This is a genomic window from Vibrio sp. 10N.286.52.F8 (assembly GCF_041468745.1).
Lineage (GTDB): Bacteria > Pseudomonadota > Gammaproteobacteria > Enterobacterales > Vibrionaceae > Vibrio > Vibrio crassostreae_C.
The window spans coordinates 1-12,690 of sequence record NZ_JBFRJF010000054.1 but is presented as its reverse complement, the minus strand read 5'-3'; the positions used below and the strand labels follow the sequence as shown (position 1 = coordinate 12,690).

Here is a 12,690-nt window from a genome sequence, read left to right as displayed (position 1 = left end):
CGCGATAGTATGAATACGAATTCGATAAAAAACGCTAACTGGATGTTAGCGTTTTTTGTTTCTGAAGATTGTTCTTGGAATCTTTTGAAGTTTAAGGAAGCCTCAAATACTAAATAGGAAAGTGTTCAGGATTCACAAATGGGATCAGAGCCAAAATTAAAGCTTGATGATAGACCGAACTGCGTGACAATTGGTTATGTGTCAGTAGGCCAATGGCACCACCTTTCTGTTTGATATTGTCGGTACCAAACACTTCATCCATCACATCCCCTAACTCGTTTGCATGCTCTAGTTTCTCAAGCACGGCTGGTGGCAGCATCAGACTTGCTGAACGAGACTCGCCACGTTGGCCATTCGTTTCGATCACCATCCAGGCAAAGGTGACGTTTGTTTCTATTCCCGCTTCTAGACCAACATAGAAGTCTGCATCAGGCTGAGCTTGAGTTGCGTTGTGAACTCGATTCACGGCACCTTGATAGGTTTCATCATTGCTCATCGGTTGATCGGCGACACCACTAGGGACGCTGATGCCTTGGAAATCAAATTCAGTATCAGGAAAAGCAGATAAGAACGCACTTTTAACGGCGTTGATTTTAGCTGGGTTCAGCGATGCGATGATTACAGATTTCATGTGTCGGATTCTTTTTGTTGTCGATTAGATTGAGTTGATGTTGTCGGTACCAGTCACTCAATTCTTCTAGTGGCATGGGTTTACCAAAGTAATAGCCTTGCAGCATATCGCACTGTGCATCCTGTAACCACTGGTGCATGCCTTGAGTTTCAATCCCTTCGGCGGTGACCTTTTTCCCTTGAGCATGACACAACCCGATAACCGGTTTTACGATGTTCTGGTTATTGGTCTCAATCAAGGTATCCAAAAACGCTTTATCCAATTTAATTTTCTGAGTTGGATACTGCACCAGTTGAGTGATAGAGGTGTAACCGGAACCAAAATCATCAATCGCAAGTCGATAGCCCATGCATGCCAGTTCGTTCAGCAATGGAAAACCTTCTGAATTTGAGTAAAAGGTTTCAGTGATTTCAAAATCGATTAGGCTTGGTGGAATTCGATTTAACTCCGCGTGTTCTTTAATGAAACCCGCAAGATGAGTGGTTTCAATGCCAGCAGAAGATAGGTTGATCGACAATTGAATTGAGTGATCAAATTGAGCCTGAAGTCGATGGAATGAAGCAAACGCATTCTGTATTACCCAGCGGTCAACATGTTCAAACAGCCCGGTTTGTTCGGCTATTGGAATGAACTCATCTGGTGGAACCAAACCAAGTTGCTTTGAATTCCAACGCAATAACACCTCAACGCCAATAACATCAGTCCCGGTGGAATCCATGTAGGGCATGTAAACGAGCCTGAATTCATCATCAAAATTCTTACCTCTAAGCGCACGTTCAATATCTGCTTGGCGCTGAATGGCTTTGTCTAAATCCCGTGAATAGTCAGCAAATTGGTTTTTACCGGCACGCTTGGCTTGGTACATCGCGGTGTCCGCGTTGGACAGAAGCTTCTCGATTGAGTTGCCATCATTAGGGTAGGTCGCAATACCAATACTGACCGTGATCGGAAAGCTGCCTGATTCGGTGACAAAGCCTTTTTGCAGTGGAGTGAGCAAATCGTTCGAGAATCGATGCGCGACATTTCCTCGGTGACTAGGAGCGTTAATGTAGACAACGAACTCGTCTCCAGAAAGTCGGGCTGGCATACAATGAGCGTCGAATTCCTCTTTATAATGACGACAAATATCTGAAATACGCTGAGCAAAAGAAACCAGAATCGAGTCGCCGATTTGATGTCCGTATTTGTCGTTCACAAACTTGAAGTTGTCCAAGTCAAAATAGAGAACCCAGGTTTCGGTATTCGAACTCGGTTTTGGCAACGATTGCTGAACGAAGGTTTGAAACTGATGCCTATTGGCTATTTGGGTTAACTGATCATTTTCGGCCAAGAGCTTGGTCTGTTGGTAGGTGTTATCTAACTCTTGGTACATGTCATAAAAACGCTGTGATAGGCGGCCAAGCTCATCACGAGTGCCCAAGCGTTCGATGTTCTTACGTTGTTTTTTTTCGACTTGCTGTAGCTGTCGATCGAGCCGCGTTATTGGAGTAATCACAGTGCGAGACAGAAGCATGAGTAGAAGAGCGACAGTCACAAACGCAGACAGGGCAAACGACAAACTCAGCTTGTTCCAAATTGAATCGAGCTTGTTTTCTAATAGGAATTGCGCCGGATCGACCGTGGCGTACAGTTCTGGAGCAAGCTTGACTGAGTGGGTGACATCATTTTCCAAAGAAACCGCTATGGATGTGAAGAATAAACTGGTTTGGTAGTCGAACTCTATCTGTTTTCTCAGCGCATTAAATTTGTCGAGAGAGACAGAGACAACAACAAAGAACACATCGTCGGGTTGATTGTTAACGGTTGGGAAAATCGCTTTTCTATCTACCTTGTCATAGTGAACCAACATCCCTTCGCCTTGGGAGTTTTGAATATAGTTGGTACTCGATGTTGCTAAGGTGTCTTGATAGTGCAGGTCAACATACTCCAATATCTTACTGTCAATCTGAGTGCGTGAGTCATTGCTATTATCCGCGTAATAACGCAGTTTTCGATCACCATTAAGAAGCGCTAAACCTGTATAGCTTTCATCGTCATCTTGCAGGAAATGAATGGCTTCTCGAAGATTACTGACCAGTTCAAGATCGCGAGATAGATTTTGATCAGTGAGAAAATAACGCTTCACCATATCACTCTGGGTCAAGGTGTAAGAGTAGCTATTGAGGAACGAACGAGATTGGCGAAAGTATCCGGCTAGTTTTTCCATGTTCAGTTGAAGTGCGTTGTCTTCGCGTTTGATGAAACTGCTTTTTTGCGTCGAATAAATAATATAGCTAGAAGCCGCGGTACTGATCAGTATCACAGGGGCTATTAGTAGTAAGATTTTAGTACTTAGCTTCATAGTTAATGACAACACTATTTATAAATTAAGCGCATAAGTTTATGTTACTTAATGCTTACTCGCTATTAATTATACGTAGTTCGATGATTTCCTGTGAAGGGGGTAAGGTTTTGTCTTTATTGATAAAAAAAGCCACTAATGAGTTTTTGTTAGAAAGGCTCAAGTAGTGGAGAGAGTAAGCGTGCCGAATGTGCGAAACAAGTGAATTGTGTTTCAGGCATGCTAGGGTGAGTTTTCTTAGCGAGAATAGTACTCGACTAGAGGGTGATTTAAGTATTTGGCCTGCTGTAGGCCAAATACTTATGTTAGCTAAAAGCTGATACTCACTTTCAGCTATGACAACTTAACTTGAGTCGCTTTGATGTTCTCACTTGGGTAGCAACCCAACACCTTAAGGTGGCGAGTAATGGCTGTTAGTTCCGTTATCGCTTGTTGCATATTATCTGAATCCAGATGCGCCTCTAAATCGACATAGAACATCTCTTCCCAAGGGTTACCCATGATAGGACGAGATTCTAGCTTAGTCATGTTGATGCCTAAGCGTTGCAGGATCAGTAGTGTTTCTACCAAAGAACCCGCCTCTTGAGATGTCGACATGATGAGCGTTGTTTTCGCTGGTATTTGAGTCGATACTTCAACAGGCTTACGCGCCACAACGATGAAACGAGTGTGGTTCTCTGTTTGGTTTGCAATATTGCTCTGGATTGGCTGTAGTCCATAAAGCTTACCGCTCGATGCATTACCAATAGCAGCTACGTCATTACCACCCAATTCTTTAACTTTTTTCATTGCATCAGCGGTGCTTGCGCAAGACTCAAGGTTGACACCCTTAAGGCGGCTCAAGAACTCACTGCATTGTTGATGAGGTTGTGGGTGCGAGTAGAGTGTTTTGATGTCTTCTAAACGGATATCACTTTTAGCAACAAGGCAGTGCTCAATCGGTTGAGAAAGTTCGCCAACAATGTATAGAGTCGTATGCTGTAACAGGTCGTAGACCTCGTTAATTGACCCTGAACTGGTGTTCTCAATCGGCAGGACACCGTAGTCGGCATGGCCAGACTCTACTGTTGATGCGACTTCTTTGAAGTGATTACAGTTCAGCTCAATCAATTCCATATTCTTGCGGCTGAAGTATTCGCGGCTCGCAAGGTGAGAATACGATCCCTTAGAACCTAAGAATGCAACGCGAGCCAATGGTTTACGGCTTTGCGGGTTCGCTAGGTTTTGTAAGTATGACTGTTGTAGTAAAACGGAATCTTCGATGATGGTGTGAAACAGCTTGGTAATGTACTGCGCATCAAGTTCGTATTTATCTTTGCCGTTGTTGATCAGCTTAACTAATAGTTGTTGTTCTCGTACTGCATCACGAACTGGTTTTGATGTCTCTACTTTGCTTTTAGCGACTTCGATACTTAGCTTGCGACGCTCTGAAAGTAACTTCAGGAGTTCGTCGTCTAAATCATTAAGACGAAGGCGGATATCATCCAGTGAAATTGAGCGGTCAGTCATAAATGTGTCCTTATAAAAAAGCCTCCCTAGTGTGGGAGGCTTCTTGTTCGTTTTTGACTTGTTTTTCTAAAACGACTTAGCCTCCGATTTACGGAAGAAAAAAGAAGTCAAAAATAAACAAAGATTGAGTGTGCATAAAAAGTGATTGTTTTATGAATGTTTAAACACAATAAGCAAGCGAGCTACGAGCGTCAAGCAAAAAAATAGCGCCCTGAGGCGCTATTTTTTAATCTGTTCTCTTTCCTTATTCTACTTCAGCTTCTAGCTCTTCGATTTCAGGCTTTTCAGCGCGGCGCGCTTCTGGTTTATGGCGTAGCTTGTTGAGTTGACGCTCTAGTTTTTGTTCTACTTCGTTGATCGCTACGTAGAGGTCGTCATGGATTGATGAAGCAACAAGTTGGCCTTTTGGTACGGTTAGTACCGCTTCAAATTTCTTCTTCTTGTTTGGTTCTTCGCTAAAGCTCGCTTGGCAGCCAATGATGTCTACTTGCCATTTATCTAGCTTTTTAAATTTGCTTTCTATGTGATCACGGATTGCAGAGGTAATGTCGATGTTTTTACCAGTGATGTTCATTTTCATAGAAGTTTTCCTCTGTTGTATCCCTCATGGGTTAACTTCAGATTACGACTTTTAGGAATAAAGAATGTGATCTAGATCTTGTTTTGGTTGGGTGGGATAAGCATTAAAATCAAATGTGATCTTACGCAAGTCTTAGTATCTTTTTGGCGAAAAATGCTTGTTATCCTTATGAAAAACGATAACTTGGAGGCAAGGCTTCGCTAAAAATTAAATCAGTTTTTAGGGGCGTCCTACAGCCTATGGAAAGTGCTTGATTGAAATTTACTCAATAGTGTTTTGTGATATAGGTCTTGTAATATAGGTCGCTACATAAGCTTCTTCAGAATTAGATAAACAAAAGCCGCATAAGTATTCTTATGCGGCTTTTGTGTTTTTTAGCTTTACCTAATACCTTTGGCTCCCCAGCTCTGCGATGGAGGCGATCCTAGTCGTTAGTGTTCAGTAATCTCGCTGTGCCGTCCTCTCGGATAGCATTGATAGCTTGTAATTGTTTATAGATTACGAAGTAACGATTGATGTTGGCAACATAGGTTACGGGTTCTTTACTCACGTATTTGCGAGTGATGATTTCTACGTTTTTAAACCAGATGTTTGGGTTGTAACCTTTCTGCTTGGCAATGCTCCTCATCTTTCTGATCTTAGCAGGACCAGCGTTGTAAGAAGCCAAGGTAAAGTAGATTTGATTGTCGGGTGATATTGCCGGGTCGTCAAAATACCGGTCTTTGATAAAGCGCATATACTTCACACCCGCATGGATGTTGTTATCCACCTTATGGATGTTCTTGATGTTGACGTTTTTATCTTTGGCGGTACTCGGTAATACCTGCATCACACCAATAGCCCCGCGATGAGAAATCCGGCTCTGATCCAGTCCTGATTCTTGGAAACCTTGAGCTGACATCATCAAAGGATCAAATTCATACTTGCTCGAATACTTTTCAAAGACATCTGAGAGTTTAGCTACTCGGTCTACTTTATTGGGGTTGAGTGCTCGGCCTAACCAGCGAGTATTGTCGATGTATTTCTGGTAGATGACATTCCCAAGCAGGGTGCCTGTTCGTGCGGTCTTGACGTATTTGTTTATCTCTTTCTTCAGTTGAGGGCTGTCTTTTCTTAAAGCCCAAGCAATACGACCATTTTCTCGTAAAGGTAAGTCGTTATGGACTTGAATGTTTTCCATTACATCGATCCAGAGCTTGGCTTTATGGTTATCCAGAATTGTGCCTTGTATATAACCTTGGTTAACCAGTTCTATCAGCTCGTAGTCTTGTAATGACTCCTCGATAAAGTGGACATGCAGTGGTGGTAAACCTAGCTCGTTAAGCTCCTTATTAACTCTTTGTACACTCTCGAAGTAACTCGAGCTTGCTCGTATCCACACCTCTTTGCCACTCAATTGCTTGATTTCGGTGATAGGTTCGGCCTTTTTCCCTGTGATAATGAGTTCTTTACCATCTTTAATCATCGGATCCGAAAAATCGATGGTTCGTAATCGTTTATCGGTGATCGTTAGGTTAGCGACAGCGACATCACCATAGCCAGACTCTAAAGAGGGAAGTAGATCATCTCGTTGCACGGGGATGATTTGAACATTGAGATAGGGATGTTTCTTACGAAGGCTTTTCTCAAAGTGGTAGAGCATTTCTGCCACGATGCCTTTTGGCTTGCCATCCTCGATGTAATAGAAACCAAGATCGGCAGACACTAGCACTCTAACCGTTCCTTTGGTTTTGAGCACATCCAAGTCACCCATGTAAGGCTTATTGCTTAATGGAGACAGTTCTAATGCGTAGGATAAGTGGCTAAATAGCGATATCCAGATAAATAATAACAACCTACTCACATCCACACTCCATGTTGATGTTTTGTTAAAAGTTATCTTTTGAAGATACCGTGTATTATGCGATCCATCAAGTTTGCGATATGTAGATGAAAAAAAGCGCGCTAGTAAATTAGCGCGCTTTTAGGATTGAGATGTAAGAGGTTTGATTAAGGTAGTGGGTTTAACTCAATCAACTTTTCTGTTCTTAACACAGCGTCATCTAGGCCGAGTTGTTGATAAGCTTTTAGCTGGATATCTAAAGACTTACGCGCAGCAATGGTGTCTGGGTAAGTTTTTTGCAGCTCTTGCGTTCTGTTGATCGCAGCAATCCAAGCTTCGCGGCGTAGGTAGAAATCAGCGGTTGCTAAGTCATACTCTGCTAGGCGGTTCTTAAGTGCGAACATGCGTTTTTGTGCATCTTCAGCATAAGGGCTACTAGGGAAACGTTCGAGTAGTCGCTTGAAGTCAGCAAACGCAAGTTTCACTGGTTCAGGATCTCGGTCACTACGGTCGATATTAAAAATATCGTGCATGAAGTTTCGGTCTTGCGCCATGTGCGTTAAGCCGCGCATGTAAAGAACCCAGTCTTGTTTCTCATGCGTTGGGTTCAAACGTAGGAAACGTGAAATGGTAGCGAGGCCAAGTGCCAAGTCATCATTTTTGTAGTAAGCGTAAATCAGATCGAGCTGTACTTGCTCAGAATAGGCGCCGAATGGGTAACGTGAGTCTAGGGCTTCTAGCTTTTCTATTGCTGAAAGCCAGCTACCGCTCTGCAGTGATTCTTGAGCGTCAGAGTAGAGAACCGATGGTGGTACATCTGGCACTATCTCTTCACTACTTGAACAACCAACCAAGAGTGATACGGCTAATAGACCCGATAAAGTAAGGTGTTTCATGTCAGGCGTCGATTCCTTGAATTAAATATTTCGTAAGCTTCCGTTACTTTCTAACCAGTAACAGATACAATGATGCAATTATTCTATTTTATCCATACTAATGGGTATTAGTCTCACGGTTTTTAAAAAAGTTCGATATGGCTCAGCAGATCACATTAACAGACACAGTAAAAAGCAGCCAGTTAGGTCAACGTTTAGACCAAGCTGTCGCTGAACTATTTACCGATTTTTCTCGCTCTCGCATTAAAGAGTGGCTTCTTGACGGCAAAATCCAAGTGGATGGCGAAGTTATTACAAAGCCGCGTGTTAAGGTTTTGGGCGGTGAAGAGATCATCTTGCAAGCTGAACTTGCAGATGAAGAGCGCTGGGAAGCACAAGATATTCCTCTAAACATTGTCTACGAAGATGATGACTTATTGGTTATCAATAAGCCTCGCGATCTGGTTGTACACCCAGGCGCAGGCACACCGGATGGAACCATACTAAACGCATTGCTTTTCCATTACCCACAGATTGCAGAAGTGCCTCGTGCAGGTATTGTGCACCGTCTTGATAAAGACACAACAGGTCTTATGGTTGTGGCTAAAACGGTTCCAGCTCAAACTCGTCTTGTGCGTGCTCTTGCTAAGCGTCGTATTACTCGTGAATATGAAGCAATTGCAATTGGCAAAATGACCGCTGGTGGTGTGGTAGAAAAAGGCATTAGCCGTCACGCAACTAAGCGTACTCTAATGGACGTAAATGAATTAGGGAAACCAGCGGTAACTCACTACCGTGTTGCTGAGCACTTCCGCGAGCATACTCGTATTCGTCTACGCCTAGAAACGGGTCGTACTCACCAAATCCGTGTTCACATGTCATACCTTCAGCACCCGCTGCTAGGTGACGTTGCATACGGTGGCCGTGCTCGTATTCCAAAAGGTGCATCTGAAGAACTAACGACCATGATTCGTTCTTTTGATCGCCAAGCGCTACACGCTGTTATGCTTAAATTTGTTCACCCAATTACAGGTGAAGAAGTTGAGTTCCACGCTCCTGTGCCAAATGACATGGTCGTGATGGCTGAAGCGTTACGTGTTGATGCGCGCGAAAACTTGGAAGACGACATTTAATCATGTCGATGATCATCCCTAACTGGAATGCACCAAAAAACGTGAAAGCATTTGCTTCGACACGTTTTGATGGTTTTTCTACTGGTGCGTATCAAGGATTAAACCTAGGTACGCATGTTGGGGATGATACTTCACTTGTTGAAAGTAACCGCGCATGGCTTAAGCAACAAGCGAATATGCCAACTTCACCTGTCTGGTTAAACCAAACTCACTCAACAGATGTCGTTACGGTTTTAGAACCGACGACGGATATTCTCGATGCTGATGGGGCATTTACCACGGCTACCGGTGTTGTCTGTTCTGCAATGACAGCCGATTGCTTGCCAGTCATTCTTACTGATACCAAAGGCACTCAAGTCGCAGCTGTTCATGCTGGTTGGCGTGGTCTTGCTGGTGGCATTCTTGAAAATGCCGTCGCAAAGTTTTCAAACTTAGGTTCAGAGAATAAGATCATTGCTTGGCTTGGTCCTGCAATAGGCAAACAAGCTTTTGAAGTAGGCGATGATGTGTTGGAAGCTTTCGTTAGTTTTGACTCTCAAGCTAAGCTCGCATTTGAAGCCAAAGCTGAACCAGGAAAATGGCTAGCGAACATGTCTCAACTTGCAACACAAAGACTCGCGAAAGTGGGCGTGTCACAAGTGACAGACTCGAATCTATGTACATACGCAGATTCAGACGCTTTCTATTCCTATCGCCGTGATGGCCTCACCGGGCGTCAGGCTACTTTTATTTGGTTAGAGTAATCTCTAGCTAGTGCAACCAGTCATCCAGCACAACTATATTTTTATATAAACTCTATTCTTCATTCCTATCCCTTGAAAATCCGCGTTACCGTATCCATCTTCTAACCATAAGATAAACATATCTAAGAGTAGGAAGGTTGGCATGCGTCTCGATCGATTCACTAGTAAATTTCAAATTGCGATATCTGATGCTCAGTCGCTCGCATTAGGTCGTGATCACCAATATATAGAGCCTGTACACCTAATGGTGTCGCTATTAAATCAAGATGGTAGTGCGATTCGTCCATTGCTTACCATGTTGAATATTGATGTGGTTCAGTTGCGTTCAAAGCTAAGCGAAATATTAGACCGTGTACCGAAAGTAAGTGGTATCGGTGGTGATGTTCAACTGTCGAATGCAATGGGTACTTTGTTTAACCTATGTGACAAGGTCGCACAAAAGCGTCAAGACACATACATTTCTTCGGAAGTCTTCCTACTTGCCGCAATTGAAGATAAAGGCCCTTTAGGTAACCTGCTTAAAGAGCTAGGCCTTACTGAGCAAAAATTATCTCAAGCTATCGAGCAGGTTCGTGGCGGTCAAAAAGTTGATGACCCAAATGCCGAAGACCGACGCCAAGCGTTAGAGAAGTTCACCATCGATCTGACTGAAAGAGCGGAGCAAGGCAAGCTGGATCCGGTAATTGGCCGAGATGACGAAATCCGCCGTACTATCCAAGTACTTCAGCGTCGTACTAAGAACAACCCAGTCATTATCGGTGAACCTGGTGTTGGTAAGACAGCTATCGTTGAAGGTTTGGCTCAGCGCATTATTAACAATGAAGTGCCAGAAGGTTTAAGAGGCCGACGCGTACTTTCATTAGACATGGGTGCTTTGGTAGCTGGCGCTAAATATCGTGGTGAGTTTGAAGAGCGTTTGAAGTCAGTCCTCAATGAATTGTCTAAAGAAGAGGGCAATATCATTCTCTTCATCGATGAAATTCATACTATGGTCGGCGCTGGTAAAGGTGAAGGCTCTATGGATGCCGGTAACATGCTAAAACCAGCGTTGGCTCGTGGTGAACTCCACTGTGTTGGCGCAACGACTCTTGATGAATACCGTCAATACATAGAGAAAGCTCCAGCGTTAGAGCGCCGCTTCCAAAAAGTGCTTGTCGATGAACCAACGGTTGAAGACACGGTGGCGATTCTTCGTGGTTTGAAAGAGCGCTATGAACTTCATCATCATGTAGAAATTACCGACCCAGCAATCGTGGCTGCAGCAACACTATCTCATCGATACGTTTCTGATCGTCAACTGCCGGATAAAGCGATTGATCTGATTGATGAAGCGGCTTCGAGTATCCGTATGCAGATCGACTCAAAACCTGAGTCGCTAGATAAGCTCGAGCGTAAAATCATTCAATTGAAGATCGAGCAGCAAGCTCTTACCAATGAAAATGATGAAGCCAGTGAAAAACGCCTTCGAACATTACAAGAAGAGCTTTCTGACAAAGAACGAGATTTCGCAGAGCTTGAAGAAGTGTGGAATGCAGAGAAAGCCGCGCTTTCTGGCACGCAACACATCAAGTCAGAGCTAGAACAAGCTCGTATGGATATGGATTTTGCGAGACGTGCTGGTGATCTTAACCGAATGTCTGAATTGCAATACGGTCGAATCCCAGAATTAGAGAAGCAGTTAGATCTTGCGACTCAAGCTGAAATGCAAGAAATGACGCTGCTGCGTAATAAGGTCACTGATGCAGAAATTGCAGACGTGCTATCGAAGCAAACAGGCATACCTGTTTCTAAAATGCTAGAAGCCGAGAAAGAGAAGCTTCTTAACATGGAAGGTGTTCTACATAAGCGAGTTATTGGCCAAGCGGAAGCAGTCGAAGTGGTATCGAATGCGATTCGTCGTAGCCGTGCAGGTTTATCTGATCCAAACAAGCCGATTGGATCTTTCTTATTCCTTGGTCCAACTGGCGTTGGTAAAACGGAGTTGTGTAAAACACTCGCGAACTTCATGTTTGATAGTGACGATGCAATGGTGCGTATCGACATGTCTGAGTTTATGGAGAAACACTCTGTTGCTCGTTTGGTTGGTGCTCCTCCGGGTTACGTTGGATATGAAGAAGGTGGTTACTTAACAGAAGCAGTGCGTCGCAAGCCTTATTCAGTGATTTTGCTAGATGAAGTAGAGAAAGCGCATCCTGATGTTTTCAATATCTTATTGCAGGTGCTTGATGATGGACGCTTAACTGATGGACAAGGTCGTACAGTCGATTTTAGAAACACGGTAGTGATCATGACATCCAACCTTGGCTCTTCGAGAATTCAAGAGAACTTCAATACGCTCGACTACCAAGGAATAAAGAATGAAGTGATGGAAGTGGTAGGTAAACATTTCCGTCCTGAGTTTTTGAACCGAGTTGATGAAAGCGTGGTGTTCCATCCATTGGGTCAAGAGCACATTCAGTCGATAGCCGCTATTCAGCTTGAGCACCTTAAGAAGAGAATGGAAGACAATGGTTATGAGCTTGAAGTTTCGGATAAAGCACTCAAGTTAATTTCTCAAGTTGGTTTTGATCCAGTATATGGTGCACGACCTTTGAAAAGAGCGATTCAACAAAGTGTCGAGAACCCTTTAGCGAAAGCAATATTGGCAGGAAAAATTAATCCAGATAAAAAAGTACAACTATTAGTAAACAACGACCGCATTATTGCTCACCAGTAGTTGAAGTAAGAACGGTAGGTACGATTGGCCGAAATTAGGGCTTAATCGTACCTATTTTAAACGCTTTGTGTGAATAGTGTTCGAACGGTCGCCGGTGGCGGCTTTTTTTCGTTTTTAGCCTTGTACAAAGGATTATTCTCTCTATAATGCGCTTCCGTTGCCAAGGATAACCAAGCGGTTTGAACTGAGTAACAAGACGGTGATAAGCATTTAAGATGCTTTGAAAAATTAGCTGGAAAAAGTGTTTGACACTGGAATCTAATCCGCTAGAATGGCCGTCCACTTCGAGAGGCTCCTTACTAAAAGGAAGGCTCAACAAGTAAAGCTCTTTAACAATTTA

General features: G+C 43.4%; 9 protein-coding genes and 1 other annotated feature. Of the genes, 3 read left to right on the top strand and 6 right to left on the bottom strand.

Features of this window, described 5'->3' with window-relative positions:
- Positions 1 to 109: 109 nt before the first annotated feature.
- From yjjX to AB4133_RS21285, 6 genes are all read right to left on the bottom strand, one after another.
- A complete protein-coding gene (gene yjjX, locus AB4133_RS21310) occupies positions 110 to 631 on the bottom strand; it encodes an inosine/xanthosine triphosphatase (protein WP_017062855.1) in 522 nt (173 codons plus the stop codon).
- Positions 594 to 2,972: a bifunctional diguanylate cyclase/phosphodiesterase gene (locus AB4133_RS21305; protein ID WP_017062854.1), complete on the bottom strand. Its 2,379-nt coding sequence runs from the start codon at positions 2,970 to 2,972 to the stop codon at positions 594 to 596. The genes yjjX and AB4133_RS21305 overlap by 38 nt, the downstream gene beginning before the upstream one ends.
- Positions 2,973 to 3,305: 333 nt before the next feature.
- The gene (gene pheA / locus AB4133_RS21300; RefSeq protein WP_017059361.1) at positions 3,306 to 4,481 is read right to left on the bottom strand and encodes a prephenate dehydratase; all 1,176 of its coding nucleotides are present in this window, start codon (positions 4,479 to 4,481) and stop codon (positions 3,306 to 3,308) included.
- 12 nt (positions 4,482 to 4,493) lie between these two features.
- Positions 4,494 to 4,615: a sequence feature (Phe leader region), on the bottom strand.
- Between the two features lie 110 nt (positions 4,616 to 4,725).
- Positions 4,726 to 5,061 (bottom strand): ribosome hibernation-promoting factor, HPF/YfiA family, encoded by a 336-nt coding sequence (hpf, locus tag AB4133_RS21295; RefSeq protein WP_004735034.1) that lies wholly within the window; start codon positions 5,059 to 5,061, stop codon positions 4,726 to 4,728.
- Positions 5,062 to 5,485: 424 nt separating this feature from the next.
- On the bottom strand, positions 5,486 to 6,910 hold the full coding sequence (locus AB4133_RS21290) for a lytic transglycosylase F (RefSeq protein WP_346393666.1): 1,425 nt from the start codon (positions 6,908 to 6,910) through the stop codon (positions 5,486 to 5,488).
- Between the two features lie 140 nt (positions 6,911 to 7,050).
- Positions 7,051 to 7,779, bottom strand: a complete 729-nt coding sequence (locus AB4133_RS21285) for an outer membrane protein assembly factor BamD (protein WP_017059363.1) — start codon at positions 7,777 to 7,779, stop codon at positions 7,051 to 7,053.
- A 137-nt stretch (positions 7,780 to 7,916) separates the two neighbouring features.
- On the opposite strand from AB4133_RS21285, the gene rluD reads away from it, so the two are divergent.
- From rluD to clpB, 3 genes are all read left to right on the top strand, one after another.
- Positions 7,917 to 8,891 carry a 23S rRNA pseudouridine(1911/1915/1917) synthase RluD gene (gene rluD, locus AB4133_RS21280; RefSeq protein ID WP_017059364.1) on the top strand — a complete coding sequence of 325 codons (975 nt, stop codon included), beginning with the start codon at positions 7,917 to 7,919 and terminating at the stop codon, positions 8,889 to 8,891.
- A gap of 2 nt (positions 8,892 to 8,893) precedes the next feature.
- Positions 8,894 to 9,634: a peptidoglycan editing factor PgeF gene (gene pgeF, locus AB4133_RS21275; RefSeq protein WP_372225670.1), complete on the top strand. Its 741-nt coding sequence runs from the start codon at positions 8,894 to 8,896 to the stop codon at positions 9,632 to 9,634.
- Positions 9,635 to 9,776: 142 nt separating this feature from the next.
- Positions 9,777 to 12,350 carry an ATP-dependent chaperone ClpB gene (gene clpB / locus AB4133_RS21270; RefSeq protein WP_372225667.1) on the top strand — a complete coding sequence of 858 codons (2,574 nt, stop codon included), beginning with the start codon at positions 9,777 to 9,779 and terminating at the stop codon, positions 12,348 to 12,350.
- The last annotated feature ends 340 nt before the right edge of the window (positions 12,351 to 12,690 follow it).